The sequence below is a fragment of the Mucilaginibacter sp. genome (assembly GCF_039207105.1).
Classification (GTDB): domain Bacteria; phylum Bacteroidota; class Bacteroidia; order Sphingobacteriales; family Sphingobacteriaceae; genus Mucilaginibacter.
In genome coordinates this window covers 14,727-41,513 of the sequence record NZ_JBCECK010000014.1, presented here as the reverse complement: position 1 = coordinate 41,513, position 26,787 = coordinate 14,727, and the positions used below count along the sequence as shown (strand labels likewise).

Genomic DNA, 26,787 nt, shown 5'->3' with positions numbered 1-26,787 from the left:
GAAAGATTAAAAACAGGAGATCATACTATTTTTTGCGGCCCAGGCTTATTTCCTTCAGGGCATCTTCATTTAATAATTTGAGGCTTTTGCCGTTTAGTTCTATCAGGTTGTTTTGTGTAAACTCCTGGGTTACTTTAAAAAAGGTTTCATATACCACACTGGCGTAGGATGAAATGTCCTGCCGGGTAAGTTCAATATCAATAAAGCCGCCTGAATTTAAACCAAACTGTTTACGGAGCGATAACATGGCCTGGGCTATGCGTTCTTTTACAGGCATATGGGCCAGGTTGCGCATCCTTTTTTCTGATTCCTGCAGTTCATTGGCAAAAAACTTCAGGAGTTTGTAGGTAAGCTGGTGGTTTACATTTAATGTTGATTCAAAAAAATCAAGCTTAACATAGCAGACCACCGCCGGTTCAATAGCCGTGGCCGAGATAGGGTAGGTTGAGGTATCACCCAGACCTAAATGCCCAACAATATCACCAGCTTTGGCAAAGCGCAACACCAGGTCTTTTTCATTTTCCCATTGCTTATGAACTTTAACAATGCCCTGGTATACAAAATAGATACCCGTTACGGTATCGCCTTCTTTAAATAATTGCTGCCCTTTTTTTAAAACAAAGTTTTCGCGGTTAGTGCCAATGGCAGGCAGCCAGTCTTTCAGGCTGTTTCTGCACATAAAGCAGGTATTTAAATCGCATGTGCTTTTACTCATATATGTTCCGTTTGCCTCAGGTGCTTGCAATATTAATTATTATTAAGATACTAATTTACCAAATAGGTATAAACTATTGTTTGGTTAATGTAATTACAACTTAAATTGTAAGTTTAATGTTTAATTATATTGTTTGTGCAATATTAATCAAAATAAATCTTAATTTTGCACTACCAAAAAGCTGGTTAGCACAATAAAAAGCCAGCAAATAAAAATGAAATCATCAGCAAATAAGATTGGCATCCCCATTTCGCCGGCATTAAGTAACATTGAGGCTCAGGCTGGCGCCTCCAAAAACGGTCACTTTTTAAAACAACGATTAGTATTAATTTCCTGTTTATCGGTTACGGTGGCCATAGCCATAAGCGTAATAGCCAGAATTTTGGTGTACTTGATTAACCTGGTTACTAATATTTCATTTTATGGCATGTTTGATCTGGGTTTCCATTCTCCGGCCAATAACCATTTAGGCGCTTGGGTTATCGTAATCCCGGCTATTGGCGGTATCATAGTAGGTATTATGGCATTTTATGGTTCTAAAGCGATCAGAGGTCATGGTATACCTGAAGCTATGGAGCAGATATTGGTTAACGAGAGTAATATTAAACCATCAATTACCATTTTTAAGCCGGTATCATCGGCTATAGCTATAGGTACAGGCGGCCCGTTTGGTGCCGAAGGGCCTATCATTGCAACAGGCGGCGCGTTGGGGTCAACCCTGGGGCAGCTGTTTAAAATATCGGCTAATGAGCGTAAGATCATTTTGGCGGCGGGGGCCACGGCAGGTATGTCGGCGATATTTGGTACTCCTATAGCGGCTGTGTTTTTGGCCATTGAGTTGCTGTTATTTGAGTTTTCACCAAAAGCTATCTTACCGGTTGCATTGGCTTGTATCACCGGTGCTGCAGGTCACCACTTGTTGTTTGAGGCGGCTCCGGTATTTGAAATGCCCGATCTGGTTACACCTTCAAACCTGGCCTTAGGTATTTATAGTTTTATGGGTATCATCATTGGCTTTTTATCTATAGGCATCACCAAAATAGTATATACCATTGAAGATAATTTTGAAAAAATACCTATTCACTGGATGTGGTGGCCGGCCATTGGCGGTTTAGCGGTAGGCGTAATCGGTTATTTTGCTCCGCACACCCTGGGAGTAGGCTATGATAATATTACCGGTTTATTATCTGGCAAATGGCCGCTGTTCATTATCTGCAATTTGCTGTTCCTGAAGTTTTTGTCATGGGCCATTGCATTGGGCAGCGGTACCTCTGGTGGAACTTTAGCGCCTTTACTAACTATGGGTGGCGCTGCTGGCGCGCTTATTGGTACATTGATATTAATATTGTTTCCTAATTGTGGTGTTACTATACCTATGGCTGCGCTGATTGGCATGTCGGCTATGTTTGCCGGTGCTTCAAGGGCTTACTTAACAAGTATTACCTTTGCCCTGGAAGCCACTATGCAATCGCATGCTTTGCTGCCTTTGTTAGGTGCTTGTACTGCTGCTTATATGGTTTCATTTTTCCTGATGGAAAACACCATCATGACCGAGAAAATTGCCCGTCGCGGTATTTTTACACCTGATTCTTTTGAACCCGACCTATTACAAAAAATGATTGTAGCGCAGGTAATGAGTGAAGAAGCTACGGTGATCAACATAAACAATACCGTTGCTGATGTACGTAACTGGGTTAATACCAATAATGTTACAGATAATTACCTGATTGTAGTTAATAACAATGATGAGTTTAGCGGCACCTTAAAGCTTACTGATATTTACAGCGGGGAGATCAGTCCGGAATCATCATTACAGAGCATGCTTAAAAAAGAAATGGGCGCTTCTGTAAGCGATAAGGATACGCTAAGGTATGCTATGGAAACGATGTCAAAAGCTGATGTAGAAGTATTGCCTATCTTATCCGCAAAAGATCGTAAGGTGATGGGTATACTATCTTACCGTGATATCATATCCGCATTTAAAATAGATGCTGATAAAACCCAACAGCCTTACGTAAACATATCTTTAAAGCGTCAGCGCATGAAAATGCTGATCAAAGGCCGTAAAACGGTTAACGTAGATACTCAGGATAAATAAATTATTCCTACGCTCTATGGAGTGTAAGGAAGAATACTAAATACCTTATTCGCCAGCTCGTCATTAATGGGGAGCTGGCATGATAAACTTAAGTTTGGTTTGTTCAATGGGTTAGCCGCCTGTATGGCTACCATACAGGTGGCACAACGACCCATTCCATCGCAGCGGCCAAAGTTTGGCGGCTGTATCTCTTTATTGATCAACTCCCGCAGATCATCATACTCCCCTGAAAAGGTTTTTATTTTGTAGGTCTCTCCTGCATATAGCAAAGTAAATGTAATGTAGCGCTTAAATAGCATGGCCGCTTTTCAACAAAGTATTTAAAAAGCGCTGTAAAACCAGCACATGGTTCTGTTGCTCATTATGCGCGGCGTATAACAGGGTAACCGTTTCTTGTTCTTGTATTAAATGGGCTAATTCTTTTACTGCTCCCTGCTGTTTTAGCTCTGCTATATAATCATGCTCAAACTGAGGCCAGTTATCCGGATTTGCATGAAACTGTTTTCGTAATTCAGTTGATGGAGCCACATCTTTCATCCACTGGTTGAGTTGCGCGCGCTCTTTGGTTATTCCCCGAGGCCACAGCCTGTCAACCAAAATCCGTATCCCATCTGTTTTTTCAGCCGGTTCATATATCCGTTTGATCAATAAATCCCCCATCGTGAAGTGTTGTTGTAAGCTATCAACTCAAATATAAGACAGTTAATTTGAAGTTTTTAAAAAACAGAGTCAGGGTAAAGTTCAAATAGTGTGTCATTGCTGTAAATACACAGTAAATAATACAATTATGAATTTTGATCCTTACAAAGACAGCATCTTATCTATCATTTTAAAGATCTGGACACTTATTTTAATGCTGATTGGCGGTACAACCGTACATGCTCAAAACAGCGAACGTGCCAAAACCAATATTGGTTTAGTTTATCCCTTAAGCAGCAATTGGACAGGCGCACCGCGTGATACCAATAGTTTTTCGCTGAACCTGATTGCCGGGGTTTCCGCAGCAGAGCGTGGCGTTACATTTGCCGGTTTCAGTAACTTCATCCACAATGATGCCCGGGGATTACAGGTGGCAGGTTTTTCAAACCACATTGGTAAAAACGCTGATGGTACCATGATCGCCGGGTTTTTAAATACTTATGGCAGCGGCAAAGGCTTTGCCGTAGCCGGGTTTGCCAATATTGCCCGTAACAGCAGCTGCGCACAGATAGCCGGTTTTCTGAACAAAGGCGGCGATGTTTCTTCATTGCAGATAGCCGGTTTTACTAATATAGCCCGTGATGTAAAAGGTGTGCAGATAGCCGGTTTCCTGAATGTGGCCAAAAAGGTTAAGGGCACCCAAATATCATTCATGAACATTGCCGACAGTGCAGGCACACAGATAGGTATCATTAACCTTGCTAAAAATGGCGAGAAAAGTATTGGAGCCACTATTGATGAAAACCAAACCACTCTGTTAACCTTCCGTTCGGGCGGCAAAGTGATGTATGGCATTATTGGTATCGGATACAACTTCAATAATAAGCGCGATAAATATGCTTACGAAGCCGGTTTAGGCGCACATCTGCTCAGGATCGATATGTTTCGCCTGAATACCGAATTGGTTAGCGGCGGATTGGAAAGCTTTAAGGGCGGCGGCTATTGGAAATCAACCTTCAGACTATTGCCTGCATTTAAAATTACCCGTTCACTGGAAATTTTTGGCGGGCCATCTATTAATTACGTCAACACCAATACCGAAGAAGGCCGCGACATGACCACCAAATACATTTCAAGCTGGACACGCCATAACGGCCGCGACTTGTATGGCTTTTATGTAGGCTATACCGCGGGCTTACAGGTTATTTTTTAATAAACTATCATCAAGCATATGAAATCAATTAAAAGCAAAAATCAAAAAATGAAAACGATTAAATTATTGGCAACAGCTGTCTTATTTACATTAGGTTTAAGCCAGGCAAAGGCTCAGTCATCCGATCTTGAATTTGGTATTAAGGCAGGCGTAAATTTCTCTACCTTAAAAACCGGTTTAAATGCCGTGAGTGATAAAGAGGGTAAAATAGGTTTTAACGCGGGCATATTTGCCCGGGCCGGTAAAACGCTATATTTTCAGCCAGAGCTGAATTACGTAACCTTTAGCGATAAATACCGCTTTAACTCAAACTCATACGATGCCAAGTTCAGACAGTTGAATCTGCCGTTAATGGTTGGTTACAAATTGTTGAATACCGAAGCGTTAAACCTGCGGGTATCAGCCGGGCCCGATCTGTACTACAACCTTAACAAGCCAATTGCTCCCGGAGGTTTTAAATATAAGGATGTAAGTGCCGGTGGAGTTGTAAATGCGGGAGTGGATATCGGCAACCTGACATTTGATGCACGCTACAGTTTGGGCTTAAGCAAAGTGAATAAAGAGCTTGGCCAGAAAGCCAATATCTTTAGCCTTGGAGTTGGCTTTAAGTTTCAATAATAATTAAATTTGATAGGGAGCGGATGGCTATGGTAACGGTCATCCGCTTTTAAAAGATCATATGGCATAAATGTTTACTGAACCTAATAGCCTTTAATGAATAAAAAAGAGATGACGGTTGATTGGTCTGACGATAATGAGACCATTTTTGAGCAATTGTTCAAAAAACATTTCAGGGAGCTGCATGCATACGCTTTTTCGTTATTGAAGGATTGGGATGTGGCAGAAGAGGTTGTGCAATCACTATTTCTGAAACTTTGGGAAAGAGGTGAGTGGGCGCATATTCAAACATCCATCAAATCGTACCTATATAAATCGGTATATCATGATAGCCTTAATCATATCAGGCGACAAAAAGTTCAATTAAAATATCAAACTACAATCGCGTACTCCATGAAAGATCATACAGACGATGCCGCAGGTAAATTAAAAATGGGTGAGTTAGAGCGGCATTTGCAGCAGGCCCTTGCCAAGCTACCCGAGAAATGTCGGGCCATATTTCATTTAAGCCGGTTTGAGGAGTTAAAATATCAGGAAATAGCTACTCAGTTAGATATCTCTATAAAAACAGTTGAAACCCACATGGGCAAAGCTTTACGGATATTAAGAAAAGAGATGAAAGAATTTTTACCATTTATTGCATTGATGCTATATAATATGTTTAAGTCATGAAACAGGATATGAATGAAGACATATTGATCAAGTACATTCTTGGTGAGGCCAGTGATAGCGAGAAACAGGATGTTGAAACCTGGGTAGCTACAAGCAACACTAATGCTAAAAAGTTTGAGGATGTAAAAATTATCCTGGAAACAAGTAAGCGTTTGGCCCAGCAGAGTCCGTTGAGCGAGACAGAGGCCTGGGACAAGTTCAAGGTTAAACGAGCCGCCAATGAGAGCGACGAGACACCGATCAGGTCTATCAACACCAATACAAATACAAGCTGGTTGCGTGTAGCCGCCGCCGCGATGCTTTTAGTAGGCGCGGGCTGGATAAGCTATTATTTATACCAGCGGAGCGGCATGTCATCACAGTTGATCAGTATTAATGCCACCAATATGGTTCGGGTTGATACGTTGCCCGATGGTTCGATAGTTCATCTGAATAAACATTCGGGGATAAGCTACGTAGGTAATTTTAAATCGCAGCGGATTATTAAACTTACCGGAGAAGCTTTTTTTGAGGTTAAGCATAACCAATATGTTCCGTTCACGGTGCATGTGAACGATGTTACTGTGAAAGACATCGGCACAGCTTTTAATATTAAAAGTAAGCCACAAAACACAGAGGTTATTGTAGAGAGCGGCATTGTGCAGGTAAGTAAGCATAATAATTCAGTGCAGTTAAATGCCAGCGAAATGGTGAATATAAAGCAGGGCGATCAGCAGCTTAAAGTTGAAAAAAGTGCTGATATGCTGTATGGTTACTACAGGAGTAACACATTTAATGTCAGTAACCAACCTTTATGGCGATTGGTTGACGTATTGAATGAGGCTTACAATGCCCACATTAAAATTGATAATACTACACTGCGCAACACTCCAATTACAGTAACCATCAGATTGCAGGATTCGCTTGCTAATGTATTGGAGTTAATTAAATCAACTACGCCTGAAATGCGTATTGAAAAACAGGGACAGGATATTATTATTAAATAAATGATGTATTAACTGTTCATCCTTTCTTGTCATTTCGATAGAGCTTGGGAGGGTAGGTGCGTCGGAGCGAAAGAGAAACCTTATACAGAATGCACAGCGCAAGTTGAATAAGATTTCTCCCTCGTTCCTCGTAGAAATGAGACTTTTACGAAACACCTATTACCACACCAGCTGCAATCCCCCCGTAACGCCAATAGCTAAAGCGGTTAATTTGTTATCACTGCTGATACTTTTACTTAACTCCCAGCCGTGTATTTTAACATTATCACTTACATCGGCAGATATGATATTAAGCGCTGGGCCTGCAAACAACTTTACCAATTTGCTCAGTTTATAACCGGGTAATAGCTTAAATGAATTGGTTTGGTAGGTTTTATCTTTAAAATCGGTAATTATTTGCGTAACATATTCGCCATTCAGATAAAATTTACGGTGATTAATAATATGCACTCCCAAACCTATATCCAGCGCGTATTTAGCCTGGGTGTCATCGAACTGATACCCAACGCCTAATAAACCATATAATACCCTGCCACCCGAGCGGAAATCAAGGTGAGCCATCAAAGCTTCGTCGATACTTAGGGCCAGGCTTTTCTCACCGTTTTTTACAAAGTTGATAAGTCCGATGGGATAGTCGCTGCTATCGGCCACATTCACCAACGCAAACTGAAAGCCCTTCACTTTTTTGGAAGTATTAAAAACAGCAGCAAGTTGCGAGCCGGCATTATTTGCCGATGAGTTGAAAAGACTTGAAAATTGTAACCCTTTTGATTGTCCTACTGTGTTAAATAAACCGGCAACCTGCACCCCGCCATTAAAAGCCTTTACACGGTTAAATAAGCCTGCTATCAGGAAACCTTTGGCCTGTTGGTCGGCATTGGCTATACCGGCAACCTGTACACCTGTAAAATTATTGGTTTTATTGGCAATGCCCGCCAATTGTATGCCTTGAGCATTGTTCAGCACATTATTATAAACGCCGGCAGCCTGAATACCGTTTGAGCTGCCGCCAACCACATTAAATATACCAGCCATCTGAAAAAAGCTTACATCCTTACGGTTAATATTGAATAAGCCGGCGGCTTCAAATCCTTTAACACCCGCTGTATATCCACCCAACAGGTTCAGTGAAAAATGATCGATTACCTGACTGTTATACATACCGTGTGAACTTAGCCCGGGAGTAAGCGAAATTTGGTAAGGGGCAGAAGCGAAAAAATTACCCAAATTAAGACCCTGCACCAATTGTTTGGAACTGATGAAAAAGCGAGCGAAACGGCTATGTTCAATCCCGTTTTCTGAACCCTCATCAGGATAATACTGATAGCTTTTATTATTGTGTTTAGAGTCGATATTAACTACTGGTAGTACATAAAGCGAAGTATCACGATAATTTTCTTTACTCACCGTAAGTAAAAGCGATCCGCTCCAGCTTTTGAGTTTCAGCTCAAAATATCCCCGGTCGTCGGTAAGGGTTGATACCAGCTGGTTCTTTTCGTAAACGCTGGCTTTAGTAATCTGCTTTTCGGTGATAACATCATTTACATATCCTTTTACTATGGTTTGTTTTCCAGGATCTTTATCAACCTCAACAGTTATGCGCAATTTGCCCGGAGCATGCCTGAGCACCACATAACCGGGTACTTCCTTAAATTCATAATTATCGCCCAATAACTGGTTAAGCAAATTAAATAGGGTTCCATGATAACCCGAAACAGATACCATACTATCAGCCGGGATAGTTTTGTTGTTATAAGCAAAGTAGAAATTGCCTTTATGAGCAATTTTATCCAGCACACCTGCCATGCGTTGCTGCTTAATATCGCCAATATTAATTTCCTTCATTAAATTGTTTTGCGCATACAAACTGCTGCAAAAAAACAATGTTAAAAAAAGCGATAGGGTATTTGTTATGAACTTTAGGTTTATTGTCATTAAGTTATAATTTGAACCGGCTTAAAGCCAAAATTAGCTGATAAGGCGTTACGATGCCTAATCATTACACGCAAACCTGGTTTTACCCTTACTCTATTTGGTATTTTTTGTTAGATGAAAAATTGGCCAAATAGTAACAAAGAATATTTTTTTAATGACGGATGAATAGATGATCTGTTACAGCTGTTGTTAACTTACCTGTTCAATGGGTAATTCGGCAGTTGTTGTAGCCTGGTTATATAAATCTTTTGTAAGGCGGGTAAGGCGGTTTTTATATTTGGTGTTCTGTTTTTTTAATGAGGCTACGGCTGTTTCATCATTTATAGGATTGCCCGAGAATAAATCTATGGCCTGCACATGATCATGCCAGTTACCTATGGCGGTTTGTACCTGGTCCAGATAGCGTTCATTAAAGCCGGTAGCAATTACCGGGTGGGTTAATTTATGATTGTATATTAAAACCTTAAGCAGTTTGCGGTTGGTATGTAAAGCCTCATTAAACTGAAACCCAGCCAGCGAACTTGCAATTAGTTGTAAGTTGTTTTGATAAAAAAGGCTGATATGCACATTATTTATGGATTTTATTTTTTCCTTCAGCGCTTTGTACACCGCATTTACTTTTTTAAGATATTTTGGGCCGTTTGCCTTAAACCTTGTACTGGTTTGTGATTGCAGTTCTTGCTGGTGGCTAAGGTAAACATCGTTCTGTATTTTATATGTTTTGCCTAATTCTATGTTGATATAAGCGTTGCGTATTTCACCGGCCTTTTTGAATATCTTTTTTACAGGTTTAAAACATTTAATTAGTTTAGGGTGGTGCTCGGTACTTTCTGATAATATTAAAAAGGCGCGTATTTTTTTAACCTGTATCCTGAATTGGTGCAGATCATGCTGTTGTTCTTGTTGTAAATAAGCTTTAAGACTGGCTTTCATTTCTTTCCACTCTTTATCAAAATACCTTCTTTCTTCCTTTTTTTTCATGCTTTTATACCTGGTGTATTTTATTTGATATATAAATATAACATTTTCATGGTGTTATATTCTCAAAACATTTTTGGCTGTATTTTTAGTTGAAGTTTTCAGGATAAATTGCTTTACCAAAATGTGTAAACCGGATATGATTTACCTGTGCATAAAACTAAACGTAGGATGTTTGTTTACATCAGCTTATAAACGGTAAATTGTATTGTTTTTTGATGCTATATACTTGATTATGATAATGCTATAAGCAGTAAGTTGGTCTTCTACAGGTAATAATTGGGCTTTTACAAGTGTGCATTTTATTTTATATAATGTAAGTTTGTTTTATTCCAGCCAAAATAAGCCGATCAGTTATTTTTAACCGATTACCAAGTTTGTATTATAAAATTATAAGTAAATAATTTTTATATGAATAGTTATCCGGATATCAGATCAGCAATAATTATGCGGAAGTCAGCTTTTACGGAGCTTGTAATTAAAATTTGTTGCATGTAATAAAGTCAAAAGCAAATTAACCCTAAAACTTAACCTTATTGACGATGAATGAATGCATACTTATTATTGATGACGAGGACCTGATCAGGTCTGTAGCCGTTAAAATTTTAAAAGGAGCAGGCTATAATGTAATACAAGCAAACAATGGCAAAACAGGTCTTGGTTTGGCGTCCCAACTAAAACCTGATCTGATATTATGCGATATCATGATGCCAGGGTTGGATGGCTTTGATGTTTTGCAATCATTAAATAACATTCAGGAAACCGCTGTTATCCCTTTTATTTTCCTGACCGCCAAAACGGAGCGCCTTGATTTCAGAAAAGGAATGGAAATGGGTGCTGATGATTATATTTTTAAACCCTTTGACAGGCAAGAGTTACTAAACGCTATTGAAAGCCGTTTACGGAAAAACGCGATCAGAAAAGATTCGTTTACCCGGGCATTACAGAACCTGGATAACCTGGCCAATAATTCAAAAGATGAAAAGGCCGAACTGAAGGCTTTAATTGCCAGTCGGAAAATTCGTCAGGTTAAGAAAAAACAGATCATATATTATGAGGGCGACCAGCCTATGGGCATATACCTTATTTTGGAGGGTACTGTAAAAACTGTAAAGTTTACAGACGATGGCCGCGAGTTTATGACTGGCCTTTACAAAACTGATAATTATTTGGGTGTAAATGCCTTGCTGCTTAATGAAGCATTTAAAGAAACCGCGGTAGCCATTGAAGATGCTACAGTATGTTTGCTGCCCCGTGATATTATCCTGTCTTTACTAAGTAGGTATCCCGCAATTAGTCAGCAATTTTTAAAAATGCTCTCTAATAATATAAGTGAAAAGGAAGACCAGTTGTTGGAGTTGGCCTATAATTCTGTAAGGAAACGATTGGCGCAGGTATTGCTGCGATTGAATAAGCAATCTGACGACCCTATGCTGCTCAAAGTGTCAAGGGAAGAGCTGGCGGGCATGGCTGGTATGGCTATGGAAACAGTAAGCCGCACTTTAACTAACTTTAAGGAGGAAGGCCTTATTGATAAAAAGAGCGGTCATATTACCATACTTGAACTAAACCGTTTGGAGAAGATCAAAAACTGATAAATTAAACCCCTATTACAAAAATCCCTGTAACTACTAATGTTGGTTACGGGGATTTTTGCATTATTACTACATGTTTTAAGGTGATAGTATCTCCGTAAATTAACACTGGTGTGGATTAAATTAATAGTTTTTTAACCCTGGGTAAATACACTATGTCTGCCATTTAGCGATCCGTGTAAACGAATGTATTTGTTAAGTTTTTTTTGACTGATAAAAGCAAATACACGTACCACGAAATCGAAAAATAATCTTCAAAAAATTAGGGTACCAGCCAAAGTTTTACACAGCGCTTTCACAGCATATGTAAATGGCACCAAAGCATATTTTACAGTTTCTGTAAAAAAAATGGGTTGGTTTTACAATTTTATTTCAATCCTGAAAAATTATATAATATTGAATATCAATTGGATAGATTTGAAATATCAAATAAGATAATGATAACCCATTACCCTTGTCACTAATGAACATTAAAATATTAACACGAAGCTGCATACTGCTCATCCTGGTTATGAGCGCTTGCGCTCCAAGGAGAGACCTGGTTTATTTTAGCAATATGGCAAATGCTACTAAGGTAACAAACTTGCAAAATCAAGAGGTTCATATTCGTGAAAACGATATTGTTGATATCACGATGAATAGTTCGAGCCCCGAGTCAAACAGCCTGTTCAGCTCTAATAAACCAATCTCAGGATCAACATCAAAAAGAAATGGTTACCAGGTAAAGGTTAACAAAGACGGCAACGTTTATTTACCCCTTATTGGCGACTTTAAAATAGTAGGAATGACGATTGACGAGGCTGAAGCTGGGATTACAGCGGCCCTAAGGAAAAATGTCAAAAATCCGGAAGTTGATATTCAGATAGTCAATTTCAAAATAACAGTAATAGGTGAGGTAAACAGGCCCTCAACATTTGTAATGGATGATACCAACGTGAACTTGTTGGAGGCTTTAGGAATGGCTGGCGATATGTCGGTTTATGGTAAACGGGAAAACGTACTGATCATACGTAACGAAGATGGCCAGAAAACAATGGCCAGGCTTAACCTTAACAACCAGGAGTCAATGAATTCGCCATACTTCTACCTTAAGCAAAATGATATTGTTTATGTAGAGCCTGACCGGGCTAAAGCGGTTGAGTACAGTTCAAATACACGGGTTATACCAATTGTTGTAGCATCTATATCTGCCATTGCGGTTCTGGCGGCCGTATTGTTAAGACGATAAAATTAATAACAAACTACTTGCCCTAATTAAAACTGATAACATGGCTGCAAATTTTATTTACAAACCTGCTAATCGGTCTGATAATTTTCAGGATAAATTGATGCCGTATTTGAAGCGCTGGTACATATTTGTAATAGCAATGGTTATAAGTTTAGGCATTGTTTGGCTATACCTTGATTATGTAACACCTCAATATAAAGTAAGCAGTACCCTACTTATACCCGATGATAAAAAGGGCGATGGGATTTTAAAAGCTACCGCGTTTAGCGACCTGAATATGTTTCAGGAACCTAAAACGGTTGATAATGAAATGGAGATACTCCGATCCCGTGACCTGATCTATACGGCTCTTAAAAAACTTAATCAGCAAACCGTTTATTTTGATGAAAGCAGCTTTAAAATCCGTGAGTTGTACGCTGATGATCTTCCAATCCAGGTGATTGTAAATAAGCTGAAAAAGGTAGCTTATTTCAAAGAGTTGAAAATAAAAAATCTATCGTCATCGACGTTTATACTGGAAGACGGCCCCTCAAGCTGGATATATCGTTACGGTCAGGAAATCAGGCATAACGACTACGTATTTACAGTGATCAAAGGCCCGGCCTTTTCAAATAATCCGATGTTGATCGGTCTGCAGTTTAAAGATCTGTACAAAATGGCAGCCTCTTACAGCGCCTCACGGTTAAAGGTGAACCCGGTAATTAAAGAATCAAACACCCTTATTTTAAGCCTCATAGATCCTATACCCGCCAGGGGGGTAGATATACTGACCAATATCATAGAAACCTATAATATTGAAAACGTACAGAAGAAGAATAAGATGGCTGTTAACACCATTTTATTTATTGATAAACGCCTTAAGGCAATGGAGGAGGATCTTTCCTCAACCGAAGGCGGCATTGAGGCTTATAAACAACAAACCGGTGCTACAGATGTAAATGCCGGTGCGCAGCTTAACCTCACCAAATCTGCCGAGTACAATCAGCTGCTTGAGGCTTCTGACGTGCAGTTAGGCATTGTAAAATCAATTGAAAGTTATTTAAGTAACACTAAAAACCAGTTTAGCGTGGTTCCCAGTAGTATGGGCCTGAAAGATCCGGTGCTGAATACCCTGATAAGCCGCTTTAATGATCTGCAACTGGAGCGCAACCGCATGCTGCAAAGCGCAAGCCTGAGTAATCCCCTTGTACAAAACCTAAGCAACCAGATAGCAGGCCTGCGTGTAAACATTAAAGAAAACTTAAGCAATATTAAAAGAGGGTTTATCATTGAGCACGAGCATCTGAAGTCAAACTCTGCACAGTACAATTCACGGGTACGTTCTGTACCTACGCTGGAGCGAGGTTTGCTACAACGCAGTCGCGAGCAAAGTGTGAAAACCACGTTATACCAATACCTGCTTCAAAAACGCGAGGAAACTGCGTTATCGCTTTCGGCAACCATACCTACTTCGCAGCTGGTTGATAAGCCGGGTTTTGATCCCAATCCGGAATATCCAAAGCAGCCACTATTGTATTTATGCGGCAGTATTTTGGGCCTGTTGTTGCCTGCTATGTTTATTTATCTAAAGGAATTGCTTAACGTTAAGGTTAAAGATTCATCAAGCTTAAATCATATACAAGGGGTAAAAGTGTTGGGCGAGTTGAGCCATAATGATATTAAGAGTCCCGTTGTGATACAAAAAGGTGGCAACTCTATCATCTCCGAACTTTTCAGGTATATACGTACCAATCTGGGGGTATTAAACCCTGATTTGCCTAACCAGGTAATGCTGGTTACATCCTGTATGAAAGGAGAGGGCAAAACATTTTTCAGCATCAATTTAGGTTTAACACTATCGTTATTAAATAAAAAAGTACTGATCATGGAGTTTGATCTGCGTAAGCCCGATCTGCTTCAGAGTTTAGGAATACAGCAGCAGCTAGGGATTTCTGATTATTTACAAGGCGATACAGATTTGCCTTACGATTGTATTCAGCAATATGAGGGAGCTGATAACCTTTTTGTTATGGGTTGCGGGCCAATGCCTCATGATCCGGCAGAACTGCTTATGAGCGATCGCATGTTTAAACTGTTTGATTGGGCTAAAAGCAGGTTTGATTACTTAATTGTGGATACTTCGCCGGTAGGTTCGGTTGCTGACGCCTTTAGTCTGGCTCAGTTTGCCGATCTCAGTATTTACCTGGTGCGCTATAACTATACCAATACGCAGCAGCTGGATATTTTGCAGGATATCTATGATCAGGAAAAGTTAAAAAACCTGATGGTGGTTTTTAACGATGCTAAAAAAGAAAACCGTCCGGCTTATGCCTATGGCGGTTATGGTTATGCTGCCGAAAGAAGCAGCAAATAGTGTGCAATTATAAATTTAACCGGCTTTTAGCCGGCATATAATCAAAATTAATTATTTGTTAAAAAAATAAGCTATGTAAGTGGAGTGGCGAAGCTATGCCTCTCCCTGAAAATGTAGAAGAATTTAAGTGATATACCTCTATTGGCTTTGGCCAATAAACCTCAATAAATAAGTTTTCAATTTTAAGCAATAGCGTCATGTAAGTGATATGGCGAAGCTATTGGCCAATCTCAACCTCTAAATCACATGTATGGAAGTTAAACAACTACACGAAAAAAGATGGCTGGTAATTTATACCAGGCCCAGATGGGAAAAGAAAGTGGATGGCTTGCTGAAACAACAGGGTATAGAATCATACTGCCCGGTAAGAAACGTAGAGAACCAATGGGCCGACCGCAAAAAGGAAGTAAGCTTTCCCTTGTTTAATTCTTATGTATTTGTTCGGGTTAGCCTGCGCGAAGAGGCACAGGTGCTTTACTGCATGGGGGTAATGGGATACGTGTACTATATGCAAAAACCGGCGGTAGTACGTGATGAGGTAATTGATGAGGTAAAAAGAAATTTAACCCTTTACAAAGATTTAGAAATTATAAACCTGCAGAATATTTCTGTAGGCGACCGCGTGCTGGTAAAACAGGGCGCATTTGCTAACCACCCGGGTCAGGTTGTTCAAATACAGGGTAAAAATGTACTCATGGTTTTTGACAACATTCACTGCGCCCTGGTAACCCGCATTCCATTTCAACACATCACCATAAACAACTTAAATCAGAACAACAAAAATGCTGCAAAATAACAAAATAGGAATCATCGGCCTCGGGTATGTCGGTCTTCCGTTAGCTGTAGAGTTTGCAAAACAATATAAAGTATTTGGTTTTGATATTAATACCAAACGTATTGATCAGCTCCGATCGGGTATTGACCATACCCTCGAAATCAGTGAGCAAAGCCTCAAAGCAGTAACTACACCCGTATGTACCACGCCAAAAGGATTATACTTTACAGATGAGGTAGAAAAGTTGAGGGCTTGCTCTATTTATATTGTAACGGTACCAACCCCGGTTGATAAAAACAACCGCCCCGATCTGAGCCCCCTGATTAATGCCAGTTTATTAGTTGGTAAAGTATTGAAAAGAGGAGATATCGTTATTTACGAATCGACCGTTTACCCCGGTGTTACCGAAGATGAATGTATGCCTGTGCTTGAAAAAGTATCTGGCCTAAAATATAATGTTGATTTTTTTGCCGGTTACTCACCAGAAAGAATAAATCCCGGTGATAAACTGCACACCGTAGCCAAGATTAGGAAAATCACCTCCGGATCTACCCCTAAAACAGCTGAAATTGTTGACGCGCTTTACAGTTCTGTAATTACCGCAGGTACATTCAAGGCCGATTCTATTAAGGTAGCTGAGGCAGCCAAGGTTATTGAAAATGCCCAGCGCGATATCAATATTGCCTTTGTAAATGAGCTGGCCATGATATTTAACCGGTTGGGTATTGATACCAGCAAGGTTTTGGAAGCTGCTGGCACTAAATGGAATTTTTTAAACTTCCGCCCGGGGTTGGTTGGCGGGCATTGTATAGGTGTCGATCCTTATTACCTGGCTCAGAAAGCGCAGGAAGCTGGTTATCACCCGGAAATTATATTGGCAGGCCGCCGCATTAATGATTCTATGGGCTCATATGTTGCTGATCAGTTCATCAAAAAAATGATATGCAAGGGCACCTCTTTAACCACAGCAGAGGTGCTGATACTTGGTTTTACTTTTAAGGAAAATTGTCCTGATGTGCGTAATACGCGTGTAATTGATATTGTACGCAGATTGGAAGAGTATAAAGTAAAAGTACACATACATGATCCCTGGGCCAACCCTGATCAGGCCAAACGAGCCTACGGTGTTATCTGTGAAAACGGCGAATCAAAATCCAGGACTTATGACGGTATTTTATTGGCCGTAGCACACGAGGAGTTCAAGTCGATGGATCTGCAAGCGCTTTGCAAACCTGATGCCGTGCTGTATGATCTGAAAGCCTTTTTGCCCGATGAGGTAGTAACCGCCCGCCTTTAAGCTATAATCATGAGTTTAAAAGAAAAAGCTGTTTCCGGAATATTATGGTCATTGTGGCAGCAGTTTAGCGGTAAGTTGGTGGGCTTTGGTATATCCATAACATTGGCACGCATATTGGAACCGGCCGAGTTTGGGCTGATTGCTATGCTATCGCTCTTCATAGCTATCGGTAACACTTTGTTAGATGGTGGCCTTACAACATCCCTGATCCGAACAACAGATGCAGACCAGCGCGATTACTCAACCATATTTTATTTTAACCTGATAGGTAGCACTATTTTATACGCCTTGCTTTTTTTAGCGGCCCCTTTTATAGCTGATTTTTATAAGCAGCCATTGTTAAGCCCGGTGGTGAAAGTATATGGGCTTATCCTGATACTGAATGCGTTTTTTGGTGTGCAAAGTACCCTGCTCATCAAAGAAATGAAGTTTAAAAAGCAAACCAATATTCAGATACCTGCTGCTATTGGCGGCGGCATACTGGGTATTGTATTGGCCAAAATGGGTTACGGGGTTTGGAGCCTGGTTTGGATGGGCTTATGTACCTCATTTTTATCAACAGCCATGCACTGGATCTACTCTTCATGGAGGCCGGCTTTAGTTTTTGACCGGGAATGCTTTAAAAAGCATTTCAACTTTGGTTACAAAATGACTCTGTCGGGTATACTGGATACACTTTATCAAAACATATACCTCATCATTATTGGTAAATATTTTTCAGCCGTTCAGCTTGGGTTTTATTCCCGGGCCGATTCTATCAGCCAGTTACCCATCAGTAATATATCTGCGGCAATTAACAAGGTTGCTTACCCCATGTTTGCCGAGATATCTGATGATGTGGTGCAGTTGAAAAATGTGTATAAGAAACTCATGCAGCAGGTGCTTTTCTGGAACGCGCCGATACTGATTTTTTTATGTGTTGCAGCCGACCCGCTTTTCCGTTTTTTATTAACAGATAAATGGATGCCGTCTGTACCATATTTTCAAATTTTGTGTATCTGCGGTATCATGTACCCGCTGCATGCTTACAATTTAAATGTTTTGAAGGTGCTGGGTAAAAGCGCCTTGTTCCTGAAGCTGGAGATCGTTAAAAAGGTGCTGAGCGTGATTGGTATTTTATCATTCATCTCTTTCGGGATTTACGGGCTGCTTTACTTTCAGTTGTTTTTCAATTTTATTGCCTATTACATCAATTCCATTTACAGTGGTAAACTAATCTTTTATCCGGTTAAAGAGCAAATTGAAGACATTTTACCAATCCTGGCCCTTGCCAGTGTTGTGGGCCTTGCCTGCTACTTTTTGGATATGCTGCTTGCTCACCTGTTTGTACCCGATCTGCTCCGGATAGCCATTATAGGTATAGGCTACGCCGGGCTTTACTACACCTTTAGCCTATTGGCTAAAGTGACTGCCATGAGAGATTTTAAACAATTAATTCTGAAAAAATGATACCAGTAACTAAACCTTTTCTGCCCGCCGAGAAAGAATTTAAAAGTTATGTGAAAAGTATTTGGGAGCGGCAATGGCTAACCAACAATGGCCCGCTTGTAAATACGCTGGAATTAAAACTTAAAGAATATCTGGGTGTAGATCACTTGTTGTATGTATCAAACGGTACTGTGGCCTTGCAGATGGCTATACAAGCCCTCAATTTAACCGGCGAGATCATTACCACGCCCTTTTCGTTTGTGGCTACAACCAGCACTATTGTATGGCAAAACTGCAAACCGGTATTTGTAGATATTGACCCTGAAACATTTAATATTGATGCTTCAAAGATTGAAGCGGCTATCACTCCGCAAACTTCGGCCATACTGGCCACTCATGTTTATGGAACCCCCTGCGATATTGACGCCATACAATATATTGCTGATAAATACGGCCTTAAAGTAATTTATGATGCCGCGCATTGCTTTGGTACACGTTACAAAAATAGATCGGTATTTGATTATGGCGACATTACCGCCACCAGTTTTCACTCCACCAAATTGTTTCATACCATTGAAGGAGGGGCAGTGTTTACCCGCCAGCCTGCTTTGCTTAAAAAAATGGCGCTCATGCGCAATTTCGGCTATTCGGGGGTTGATGAGTTTTCTGAATTAGGCATCAATGCTAAAAACTGTGAGTTTCATGCAGCTATGGGTTTATGCAATTTGAACCATATAGATGAGGTACTTAAAAAGCGGAAATACTTGTCGGCTCAATACATGCTGCGTTTAAGCAGGCTTGATGTGCAGTTTCAAAAGCTACATAGTATTGAAGATTATAACTATGCCTACTTCCCCATCATGTTTAAAAGCGAAGAACTGATGAAGGAAAGTAAGGCTAAACTGGAGCTGGCACAAATTTATTGCCGCCGGTATTTTTACCCATCACTATCGGCACTGCCTTATGTAGATAACGTAAAAATGCCCGTTTGCGATTCAGTAGCCAGCCGTATCATGTGCCTGCCGCTTTATCATACCTTAACCATATCCGAGCTCGATTTGATATGCCGCCTGTTGTTAAGGATACAAAGTGAAAGCCAGGCAGCCGAATCAAAACATTTTGGAATGCTGATAGCTGATCAGATAGAATCTGAAATTAATACCGCGACTGTAAAAGTAAACGGATCATTATGAGTACTCAAAAGCCTATGGTGAGTATTTGCTGCATTACCTATAATCACGGAAAGTTTCTGGCTCATGCAGTTGAAAGCTTTTTAATGCAGCATGCCAATTTTGATATTGAAATTGTTATTGGCGACGATTGTTCAACTGATGAAACGGCCAGTGTTGCTAAAGCATTTGCCGAAAAATACCCGGAAAAAATCAGGTTTACATCAACCAAAAAAAATCAAGGCTCGCATTATAACCTGATCAATACACTGAAGTATTGTAAAGGTAAATACATAGCGCTTTGCGAAGGTGATGACTATTGGACAGACTCGCACAAACTGCAAAAGCAGGTTGATTTTTTAGAGCATAATCCTGACTATGTTATTTGCTGCCACTATACCCGGGTAATTGACGAAAACAATAATACTTTATACGTACACCCAAAACCTGTACCACTGGTGCATACCTACCACGATCTGCTTGCCGGGAAACAGGAAGAAACAAAAACAGCTACCGTAATATATCGCAATGTGCCGGGGGTACATCAACTATTTCACCGGCCTTGGTTTTTTTCTTGTCACGCCGGCGATAAAATATTTAAGCTGTTTGCAACACATCATACAGGCAGCAAAATATATGTTATGCCCGAGGTAATGAGCTGCTATCGGAACCATGTTGGCGGCATATGGAGTATGATCAATACACAGGTGAGGATGGAGCGCATGATCAGTGATTTTAACCTGATCATTCAAAATTTCACTTATCCGGCATTACAGAAAAAAAAGCTGCTGCTATTGTATATAAAAAGATACTTATTGTTTGAACTCAGCAAGTTTAGGCTGCGTAAGGCTTATAATACCGTAAAATACCTGCTTTAAGTTAATCAGGAACCCCTATTTTTCATGAAAACACTATCTGCTTTGCAATACAAGCCCACTTTGTTCTTTATCATTCCGTCATTAAAGGGCGGCGGCGCCGAAAGGGTGCTCATTGCGTTAGCTAACCATTTTAACCAGTTAAACTGTATAGCCATAATAATTGCGCTAAACTTTGGCGAACCGGGGTACATTATAGAAGATGGGATAGAGGTAATATATCTGCTTGACCGCAAAAATGATATGTTGCTGTACAGAGGGTATTATGTACTGCTTACGTTTTTCAAATTGCTTAGCCTGTTGGTGAAAAATAAGCCAACCTGCGTTTTGTCATTCATCACATCGGCTAACATATGGACTGGTATAACCTGTGGTATTACAGGTACGCCATATATAGTTTCTGAAAGAACCTCGCCCAAGCGTACCGTAAACCAATTCAATTATTTGCTTAAGCGTTTGGCCGCCTTGCTGTATAGGAAAGCCAAAGTTGTGGTGGTTGGGGCCAAAGGTGTTGAAGACTGTTTGCGTGAAGATAAAGCATTTAAAGATCTCAGTAACATTCATAAAATCACCAACTCCGTACCAGTATTTAAACCTTTGACCGGGCAGCCTGTACATCACCGAAAATTTATATTAGGAGTGGGCAGGCTTGAATATGTAAAGGGTTTCGATATGCTGATAACTGCCTTTGCCAACGCGCAAATTAAAGATACAGATCTGTTAATTGTAGGCGATGGCGATGAAAGAAACAAATTGGTATCTCTCGTTTCAGCTTTAGGATTATCTGACAGAGTTATATTCACAGGTGCCAAAAGTGATCTTCAGGATTATTATGACCAGGCCGAATTATTTGTATTGCCATCCCGGAACGAGGGCTATCCTAATGCCTTGGTAGAGGCCATGAGCTTCGGCTGCCCAAGCATAGCTATGGACTGTGAATTTGGCCCGTCAGAAATTATAGTTAACGAGCATAATGGTCTTTTGGTTCAGGCTGCAAACGTTGCCGATTTAACAAGCGCCATTAACAGGTTAATGAACAACCCAACATTCCGGCAAGATCTGGGCCGCGAGGCAGTACACATCAACGATACAAACAGCCCTCAGCAGATATTTAAAAAATGGGAAGAAGTGCTTTTGACGCAAGTTTAAAAATTAAGACATCCCTAATTAAATCAATTAAATATTTATGGTGCAATACATGATCCGTTTGGATGACCTTTGTCCGACCAATAATTTAAAAAAATGGGAACGGTTTTTCAACCTGTTTGATACTTATGATATTAAACCCATTATTGCGGTTATTCCGGATAACCAGGATCCTAAGTTAAACGCCTGCGGCGAATATAATCCTAACTACTGGCAGCTGGTTCGGCACCTTCAAAAAAAGGAATATGTTATCGGGATGCACGGTTTTGAGCATCGTTATCAGATTCAAAACTCGGGCTTATTTAAAGCCAATAACCGTTCGGAGTTTGCCGGTTTACCATTGTATGTTCAGGAACAAAAGATAAAAGCAGCAGCAGCCATATTTAAAAGGGAAGGAGTGCGTACGCCACTTTTTATAGCTCCGGCACATACGTTTGACCGTAATACGCTTAAAGCACTTGATAAGTACTCTGACGTAATGATTATCAGCGATGGCTTGTTGCAATCGCCTTATTTAAGGTTTGGTTTTGGGTGGATCCCGGTGCAGCTTTCGGAAGTTGCTGATAAGGCAAAAAATACCTGGACATTTAACTACCATCCCGAAACCTGCACCGATGAAGCATTTGAAAAGGTCGAAAAATTCATAGCTGAAAATCACCAGCACTTTGTTTCGCTTTCGCAGTTAACTTTTAAAGATTATACGCTAACAGATTATTGTAAAGAGTACTGCAACATTTATAGCCGCCTGGCTAAAGATTTTATAAAAGATCAGTTAGCAGCGTTCAGAATTTATAAACCGGCCAGATAAAATCCCCCTTTTATCGGCATAATAACCTTTTTTATGATAAATATCCCGTTTTCACCGCCATTTATTGACCAGACTGTAGTGGATGAGGTTTTACAAACACTGCAATCCGGATGGATCACTACTGGTCCCAAAGTAGCCGCATTAGAGCAGGAAATTGTGAGGCTGACATCGTCAAACGCCGCTGTTTGTGTTAATTCATGGACCTCGGGAACCATATTGATGCTGAAGTGGTTCGGAGTAAAAGCGGGCGACGAGGTTATTGTGCCGGCATACACCTATTGTGCAACCGCATTAAGTGTATTGCACTGTGGTGCAGTACCTGTTATGGTTGATATTAATAGCGATTTCAGCATATCGCCAGATGCTGTGCGTAAAGCCATAACCCCAAAAACAAAGGCTATTATTGCTGTTGATATTGCCGGCTGGCCCTGCGATTACGATCAGCTGAATGCCATTATTAACGAACCGGAAATAACCGGCATGTTTATGGCAGAATCTTTTAAACAAAGCCTGCTGAACAGGATCTTGCTGATCAGTGATGCCGCGCATTCATTAGGCGCCCGTTTTAATGGGTTTGCATCTGCCAAAAAGAGTGACATTACCATTTACTCTTTCCATGCTGTTAAAAACGTTACTACCGCCGAAGGTGGCTGCATTTGTTTAAACCTGCCCGAAAAGTTTGATACCGCGGCTGAGTATAAATATCTCAGAATGTATACCCTGAATGGTCAAACTAAAGATGCCCTGGCAAAATCACAGGGAGCAGGTTGGCGCTATGATATTTTGTTCCAGGGACTCAAGATCAACATGCCTGATATTTGTGCCTCGATCGGGTTGGCTCAACTTAAAAAGTATGAATCAGATCTGCTGCCTATGCGCAAAAGTATCGCCTTAAAATATTGCGATGGCTTTAAGGATATGGATTGGTTTGTGCCGCCACCCTTGATGGATGATAAACGCGAAACCAGTTACCATTTATTCCCGCTACGGATTAAAAACATCACTGAAGACCAGCGCGATCTCATTATTGAAGATATAACCAATAAGGGTGTTACGGTAAACGTACATTTTATACCTATGCCCATGTTAACCTATTTTAAAAGTCTGGGTTACCACATTACCGATTATCCGGTGGCTTACGAACAGTACGCCTGCGAAATTTCACTGCCTATATATCCGCAACTGACTGATGATAAGATCAGTTTGATCATCGCGTCTGTTATCACAGCTGTTGAAAAACAGGTAGGCGTTCGCAAACTGAATGTAGTAAGCGGTAAATATGAGCCTGTTCCCGTTGGTTAGTTTTTAAACTGAAAACATGTTTCTGAAAAGAGTTTTTGATGTGTGTGTTGCATCGGCTGCTATCATGCTACTACTACCGTTGTTTTTAGTAATAACGTTATGTGTGTGTATGGGCTCACGTGGCGGAGCTTTGTATATTCAGCGTAGGGTTGGCCGGGATGGTGTTGATTTTGATCTGTTCAAATTCAGAACAATGTATACCAATGCAGATCGCGGTGGGTTGTTAACCATTGGCTGTCATGACTATCGTATCACCCCGGCCGGATATTGGCTGCGTAAGTACAAGCTTGATGAACTGCCCCAGTTATTCAATATTCTTTTAGGCGATATGAGTTTTGTAGGCCCCCGTCCCGAAGTACGCAAATATGTAGAGCTTTACACTGTGCACCAGCAAAGAGTACTAAGCGTTAAACCCGGTATTACAGATCGCGCTTCTATCAGGTACTTTGATGAAAGCGACATTCTGGCCAAAGCCGAAGACCCTGAAAAGCTTTATGTGAGCGAAATTATACCATCAAAAATTCAATACAACCTTGATTACATTGATAATCAAAACCTGTGGTTGGATATGGTTATCATCTGGCAAACCATCAAACGCATCTTCAGTAATAAACCCGCTACGCTTTAGGTTATGTTATTTAAAAAAGCTGTTGTTTTTGCTTTAATGGCTGGCTATCTGTACACAGTTGCCTTCAATATTTTTATGACCAGTATTTTCAGGATACCAGCCCCGATGATATTTGGCTTGTTGTTGCTGCCTTTTATACAGAGGCCACTGCCACCTTTTATTTACTTAAGGGAATGTATTTTGTTTACCCTTGCCTTGTTCCTGTATCATATAGTAGGGATGAGTGATTATACCGGCTTTTTTTTAAGTTTTGTTACCATTATAGCCTGTGCCCTTTATTTCAACTATTTTGTAGGTACAAATAAGTTGCGTTTTAATATTTCTGTAGCCATGTTATTTGCCTGGCTGGCATTTTCTATGATCATTATGGTGTTTGATCACACGCATCCTGACCTGATCGACGCGATCAGGTCACGGCTGCTTGATGAGCAGATTAAACAAAGCCCCGCGGGTTTGGCTATTACTCAATTTACCTTTGGTTATCAGATAGCTGCCTTTACTACTTTAGCCTTCATAGCCACATTTACATTTAGGCTTAACGCTTTAACTAAGGTGTTGGTTTTTTGCGCTTGTATGCTGTTTTTATACCTGGGTATGAATCGGTCGGCCCTGATCAGTTTTGCCGGGGCAGTAATGGTGTTTTTGTTTATTCAATACCGGTTAAAGGCCGTGATCCTGGTTGCGATTGTTGCAATCATAAGTATACTGATTTATAATTATGTACTTAAAGATAATTTCGATTCCAAAAATAACATCCTTGCTAAAAATGAAGCCAAGGAAGCCAATGATTTTAACAGGGCCAACATGGCTGCCGAAAATCTGAAGATTGTTGCCGATTATCCCTTCGGCCTCATATTTTACGGAAAAGATTGGGACGAGGTAACTTACCGAAATTCGTTATTCACTTTTGGCTTGAGCTCACACAATGCCTATTTAATGTTTATAACCTATTTAGGGCCCTTTTTAGGAATCGGATTATTGGTAGCCATTTACTATCGTATTACCCGCTTGTTTGCCGAAGTTGTAAAACACATTAAGCTTAAACACAACGCCATATTGGTTGCCTTGATCTTTGCATTTTTAGCAACATCATTAAACGCGCTATCGCATAACGGCTGGTTAATTGATGCCGATGGGCCTACCTTGTTTTTGTACCTGGCTGTTCTGCATAGTGCCCGGCTAACATCACCAGAGCCGCTTCCGGAACCTGTTGATGAATTAAGTTTGGTTGAAGCATAAACTCAGTTTATATCAATACTGATCATGAAAAAGAAAATATTCCTGATAGTGGGCTCACTTGGAGCTGGCGGTTCAGAACGTGTTTACTGGTTGCTTTCGCAATATTTTAATAAAGAGGATTATGAGGTATCGGTTGTATTTTTAAATGCAGGCGAGCAATGCTTCTCTACCGATATTGAGGGCATACGGTTTATTGATCTTAAAACTGTTAAGGCGTCCCGGTCATTTTTTAAACTCTATAGGCTATTGAAAGATGAAAAACCATTCGCGGTTTTTTCAACTACAGATCACATTAATATTTTAACTGCGATGGTGGCTTGCTTTTTAAAAGTGCCCCATCTTATAGCGCGGGCATCTAACAACCCGCAGCAAATGAAAAAATTTTATGGGTACAAAACCAGGTTCTACAACCTTTTTACCAGGCTTTTATCTATCAGGTTTAATTTTATTGTTTGCCAGTCTCCGGAAATGCAGCAGTCGGTTTCAAAATTATATGGTGTTAGTTCGCGTAAATTAAAAGTAATATCAAATCCGATACTGCATACACCAATGATCAAAAAAGAATTGAATAATGCCGAATTGAAAAAACTAATAGTAGTAGCCCGTTTAAATGCCGAAAAAGGATTGTTCCGTTTGCTTGAAGCTATGAATGGGCTCCCTCCAAATTATATATTAACCATAGTTGGCTGTGGGCCTTTAATGGACGATCTGAAGACTGAAGTTGATCTGAAAAAATTAGATAAAAGGGTAAACTTTTTAGGCAAGATAAATAATGTTTCAGCACAGATGGTACAGCATGATCTTTTTGTGTTAAGCTCCTATACAGAAGGTTTTCCGAATGCTGTTTTAGAGGCTTTGTCTTTAGGTGTTCCGGTGGTTACTTTTCGTGTGGATGGCACAAGAGAATTGATTCAGGAAGGATTTAACGGCTATGTGGCAGAGCAGGATAATATAACCCAGTTAAGAAATCTGATAATCAGGGCATGTTCACAATCGTGGCAGCATGAGGCCATTAAAGCCGATGCTTATAACCGGTTTTCGCTTGATAAAATAGGGCAGGCCTATGAAAGCCTGCTACAGGATTGATCAT

General features: G+C 40.3%; 24 protein-coding genes. 19 read left to right on the top strand and 5 right to left on the bottom strand.

Features of this window, described 5'->3' with window-relative positions; genetic code table 11:
* Positions 1 to 25 precede the first annotated feature (25 nt).
* A complete protein-coding gene (locus AAGC65_RS04955) occupies positions 26 to 679 on the bottom strand; it encodes a Crp/Fnr family transcriptional regulator (protein WP_343111309.1) in 654 nt (217 codons plus the stop codon).
* A 250-nt stretch (positions 680 to 929) separates the two neighbouring features.
* On the opposite strand from AAGC65_RS04955, the gene AAGC65_RS04950 reads away from it, so the two are divergent.
* Complete coding sequence (locus tag AAGC65_RS04950) at positions 930 to 2,813, top strand: chloride channel protein (protein WP_343111308.1); 1,884 nt, start codon at positions 930 to 932, stop codon at positions 2,811 to 2,813.
* A 14-nt stretch (positions 2,814 to 2,827) separates the two neighbouring features.
* Here AAGC65_RS04950 and AAGC65_RS04945 read toward each other — a convergent pair whose 3' ends face one another.
* A complete protein-coding gene (locus tag AAGC65_RS04945; RefSeq protein WP_343111307.1) occupies positions 2,828 to 3,112 on the bottom strand; it encodes a hypothetical protein in 285 nt (94 codons plus the stop codon).
* On the bottom strand, positions 3,102 to 3,473 hold the full coding sequence (locus tag AAGC65_RS04940) for a DUF488 family protein (RefSeq protein ID WP_343111306.1): 372 nt from the start codon (positions 3,471 to 3,473) through the stop codon (positions 3,102 to 3,104). Before AAGC65_RS04940 ends, AAGC65_RS04945 begins: the two co-directional genes overlap by 11 nt.
* 127 nt (positions 3,474 to 3,600) lie before the next feature.
* Between AAGC65_RS04940 and AAGC65_RS04935 the strand changes: the two genes are divergently transcribed.
* The 4 genes from AAGC65_RS04935 (at position 3,601) to AAGC65_RS04920 (ending at position 6,941) form a co-directional block, all read left to right on the top strand.
* Positions 3,601 to 4,665: a hypothetical protein gene (locus AAGC65_RS04935; protein WP_343111305.1), complete on the top strand. Its 1,065-nt coding sequence runs from the start codon at positions 3,601 to 3,603 to the stop codon at positions 4,663 to 4,665.
* Positions 4,666 to 4,713: 48 nt separating this feature from the next.
* A complete protein-coding gene (locus tag AAGC65_RS04930; protein WP_343111304.1) occupies positions 4,714 to 5,283 on the top strand; it encodes a porin family protein in 570 nt (189 codons plus the stop codon).
* Positions 5,284 to 5,379: 96 nt separating this feature from the next.
* A complete protein-coding gene (locus AAGC65_RS04925; RefSeq protein ID WP_343111303.1) occupies positions 5,380 to 5,955 on the top strand; it encodes an RNA polymerase sigma-70 factor in 576 nt (191 codons plus the stop codon).
* A complete protein-coding gene (locus tag AAGC65_RS04920) occupies positions 5,952 to 6,941 on the top strand; it encodes a FecR domain-containing protein (protein ID WP_343111302.1) in 990 nt (329 codons plus the stop codon). The genes AAGC65_RS04925 and AAGC65_RS04920 overlap by 4 nt, the downstream gene beginning before the upstream one ends.
* 159 nt (positions 6,942 to 7,100) lie before the next feature.
* On the opposite strand, the gene AAGC65_RS04915 is transcribed toward AAGC65_RS04920, so the two are convergent.
* Positions 7,101 to 8,786, bottom strand: coding sequence for a hypothetical protein (locus AAGC65_RS04915; protein ID WP_343111301.1), 1,686 nt, complete (start codon positions 8,784 to 8,786; stop codon positions 7,101 to 7,103).
* A 279-nt stretch (positions 8,787 to 9,065) separates the two neighbouring features.
* The gene (locus tag AAGC65_RS04910) at positions 9,066 to 9,857 is read right to left on the bottom strand and encodes a CHAD domain-containing protein (RefSeq protein ID WP_343111300.1); all 792 of its coding nucleotides are present in this window, start codon (positions 9,855 to 9,857) and stop codon (positions 9,066 to 9,068) included.
* A 539-nt stretch (positions 9,858 to 10,396) separates the two neighbouring features.
* Here AAGC65_RS04910 and AAGC65_RS04905 point away from each other — a divergent pair.
* The 14 genes from AAGC65_RS04905 to AAGC65_RS04840 all read left to right on the top strand — a co-directional run bounded on the left by AAGC65_RS04905 (position 10,397) and on the right by AAGC65_RS04840 (position 26,783).
* Complete coding sequence (locus AAGC65_RS04905) at positions 10,397 to 11,449, top strand: response regulator (RefSeq protein WP_343111299.1); 1,053 nt, start codon at positions 10,397 to 10,399, stop codon at positions 11,447 to 11,449.
* Positions 11,450 to 11,912: 463 nt separating this feature from the next.
* The gene (locus AAGC65_RS04900; RefSeq protein WP_343111298.1) at positions 11,913 to 12,677 is read left to right on the top strand and encodes a polysaccharide biosynthesis/export family protein; all 765 of its coding nucleotides are present in this window, start codon (positions 11,913 to 11,915) and stop codon (positions 12,675 to 12,677) included.
* 40 nt (positions 12,678 to 12,717) lie between these two features.
* Positions 12,718 to 15,030: a polysaccharide biosynthesis tyrosine autokinase gene (locus AAGC65_RS04895; RefSeq protein WP_343111297.1), complete on the top strand. Its 2,313-nt coding sequence runs from the start codon at positions 12,718 to 12,720 to the stop codon at positions 15,028 to 15,030.
* 250 nt (positions 15,031 to 15,280) lie between these two features.
* Positions 15,281 to 15,826 carry a UpxY family transcription antiterminator gene (locus tag AAGC65_RS04890; protein WP_343111296.1) on the top strand — a complete coding sequence of 182 codons (546 nt, stop codon included), beginning with the start codon at positions 15,281 to 15,283 and terminating at the stop codon, positions 15,824 to 15,826.
* The gene (gene tviB / locus AAGC65_RS04885) at positions 15,813 to 17,102 is read left to right on the top strand and encodes a Vi polysaccharide biosynthesis UDP-N-acetylglucosamine C-6 dehydrogenase TviB (protein ID WP_343111295.1); all 1,290 of its coding nucleotides are present in this window, start codon (positions 15,813 to 15,815) and stop codon (positions 17,100 to 17,102) included. The genes AAGC65_RS04890 and tviB overlap by 14 nt, the downstream gene beginning before the upstream one ends.
* A 9-nt stretch (positions 17,103 to 17,111) precedes the next feature.
* Complete coding sequence (locus AAGC65_RS04880; RefSeq protein WP_343111294.1) at positions 17,112 to 18,551, top strand: lipopolysaccharide biosynthesis protein; 1,440 nt, start codon at positions 17,112 to 17,114, stop codon at positions 18,549 to 18,551.
* Entirely contained in the window at positions 18,548 to 19,723 is a 1,176-nt protein-coding gene (locus AAGC65_RS04875; RefSeq protein WP_343111293.1) for a DegT/DnrJ/EryC1/StrS family aminotransferase, read from the top strand. The genes AAGC65_RS04880 and AAGC65_RS04875 overlap by 4 nt, the downstream gene beginning before the upstream one ends.
* Positions 19,720 to 20,577 (top strand): glycosyltransferase family 2 protein, encoded by an 858-nt coding sequence (locus AAGC65_RS04870; protein WP_343111292.1) that lies wholly within the window; start codon positions 19,720 to 19,722, stop codon positions 20,575 to 20,577. Before AAGC65_RS04875 ends, AAGC65_RS04870 begins: the two co-directional genes overlap by 4 nt.
* 24 nt (positions 20,578 to 20,601) lie before the next feature.
* A complete protein-coding gene (locus AAGC65_RS04865; RefSeq protein ID WP_343111291.1) occupies positions 20,602 to 21,723 on the top strand; it encodes a glycosyltransferase in 1,122 nt (373 codons plus the stop codon).
* Between the two features lie 37 nt (positions 21,724 to 21,760).
* Positions 21,761 to 22,528, top strand: coding sequence for a DUF2334 domain-containing protein (locus AAGC65_RS04860; RefSeq protein WP_343111290.1), 768 nt, complete (start codon positions 21,761 to 21,763; stop codon positions 22,526 to 22,528).
* A gap of 33 nt (positions 22,529 to 22,561) precedes the next feature.
* The gene (locus tag AAGC65_RS04855; protein ID WP_343111289.1) at positions 22,562 to 23,830 is read left to right on the top strand and encodes a DegT/DnrJ/EryC1/StrS family aminotransferase; all 1,269 of its coding nucleotides are present in this window, start codon (positions 22,562 to 22,564) and stop codon (positions 23,828 to 23,830) included.
* Between the two features lie 16 nt (positions 23,831 to 23,846).
* Entirely contained in the window at positions 23,847 to 24,458 is a 612-nt protein-coding gene (locus AAGC65_RS04850) for a sugar transferase (RefSeq protein ID WP_343111288.1), read from the top strand.
* 3 nt (positions 24,459 to 24,461) lie between these two features.
* A complete protein-coding gene (locus tag AAGC65_RS04845) occupies positions 24,462 to 25,697 on the top strand; it encodes an O-antigen ligase family protein (RefSeq protein ID WP_343111287.1) in 1,236 nt (411 codons plus the stop codon).
* 24 nt (positions 25,698 to 25,721) lie between these two features.
* Entirely contained in the window at positions 25,722 to 26,783 is a 1,062-nt protein-coding gene (locus AAGC65_RS04840) for a glycosyltransferase (protein ID WP_343111286.1), read from the top strand.
* Positions 26,784 to 26,787 lie beyond the last annotated feature (4 nt).

Coding starts and splice junctions, on each gene's coding strand:
- AAGC65_RS04935 (WP_343111305.1), top strand. CDS start 3,601: ATGAATTTTGATCCTTACAAAGACAGCATCTTATCTATCATTTTAAAG.
- AAGC65_RS04910 (WP_343111300.1), bottom strand. CDS start 9,857: ATGAAAAAAAAGGAAGAAAGAAGGTATTTTGATAAAGAGTGGAAAGAA.
- AAGC65_RS04840 (WP_343111286.1), top strand. CDS start 25,722: ATGAAAAAGAAAATATTCCTGATAGTGGGCTCACTTGGAGCTGGCGGT.
- AAGC65_RS04930 (WP_343111304.1), top strand. CDS start 4,714: ATGAAAACGATTAAATTATTGGCAACAGCTGTCTTATTTACATTAGGT.
- AAGC65_RS04915 (WP_343111301.1), bottom strand. CDS start 8,786: ATGAAGGAAATTAATATTGGCGATATTAAGCAGCAACGCATGGCAGGT.
- AAGC65_RS04875 (WP_343111293.1), top strand. CDS start 18,548: ATGATACCAGTAACTAAACCTTTTCTGCCCGCCGAGAAAGAATTTAAA.
- AAGC65_RS04865 (WP_343111291.1), top strand. CDS start 20,602: ATGAAAACACTATCTGCTTTGCAATACAAGCCCACTTTGTTCTTTATC.
- AAGC65_RS04860 (WP_343111290.1), top strand. CDS start 21,761: ATGGTGCAATACATGATCCGTTTGGATGACCTTTGTCCGACCAATAAT.
- AAGC65_RS04895 (WP_343111297.1), top strand. CDS start 12,718: ATGGCTGCAAATTTTATTTACAAACCTGCTAATCGGTCTGATAATTTT.
- tviB (WP_343111295.1), top strand. CDS start 15,813: ATGCTGCAAAATAACAAAATAGGAATCATCGGCCTCGGGTATGTCGGT.
- AAGC65_RS04905 (WP_343111299.1), top strand. CDS start 10,397: ATGAATGAATGCATACTTATTATTGATGACGAGGACCTGATCAGGTCT.
- AAGC65_RS04880 (WP_343111294.1), top strand. CDS start 17,112: ATGAGTTTAAAAGAAAAAGCTGTTTCCGGAATATTATGGTCATTGTGG.
- AAGC65_RS04920 (WP_343111302.1), top strand. CDS start 5,952: ATGAAACAGGATATGAATGAAGACATATTGATCAAGTACATTCTTGGT.
- AAGC65_RS04950 (WP_343111308.1), top strand. CDS start 930: ATGAAATCATCAGCAAATAAGATTGGCATCCCCATTTCGCCGGCATTA.
- AAGC65_RS04850 (WP_343111288.1), top strand. CDS start 23,847: ATGTTTCTGAAAAGAGTTTTTGATGTGTGTGTTGCATCGGCTGCTATC.
- AAGC65_RS04855 (WP_343111289.1), top strand. CDS start 22,562: ATGATAAATATCCCGTTTTCACCGCCATTTATTGACCAGACTGTAGTG.
- AAGC65_RS04845 (WP_343111287.1), top strand. CDS start 24,462: ATGTTATTTAAAAAAGCTGTTGTTTTTGCTTTAATGGCTGGCTATCTG.
- AAGC65_RS04940 (WP_343111306.1), bottom strand. CDS start 3,473: ATGGGGGATTTATTGATCAAACGGATATATGAACCGGCTGAAAAAACA.
- AAGC65_RS04900 (WP_343111298.1), top strand. CDS start 11,913: ATGAACATTAAAATATTAACACGAAGCTGCATACTGCTCATCCTGGTT.
- AAGC65_RS04925 (WP_343111303.1), top strand. CDS start 5,380: ATGAATAAAAAAGAGATGACGGTTGATTGGTCTGACGATAATGAGACC.
- AAGC65_RS04955 (WP_343111309.1), bottom strand. CDS start 679: ATGTGCAGAAACAGCCTGAAAGACTGGCTGCCTGCCATTGGCACTAAC.
- AAGC65_RS04945 (WP_343111307.1), bottom strand. CDS start 3,112: ATGCTATTTAAGCGCTACATTACATTTACTTTGCTATATGCAGGAGAG.
- AAGC65_RS04890 (WP_343111296.1), top strand. CDS start 15,281: ATGGAAGTTAAACAACTACACGAAAAAAGATGGCTGGTAATTTATACC.
- AAGC65_RS04870 (WP_343111292.1), top strand. CDS start 19,720: ATGAGTACTCAAAAGCCTATGGTGAGTATTTGCTGCATTACCTATAAT.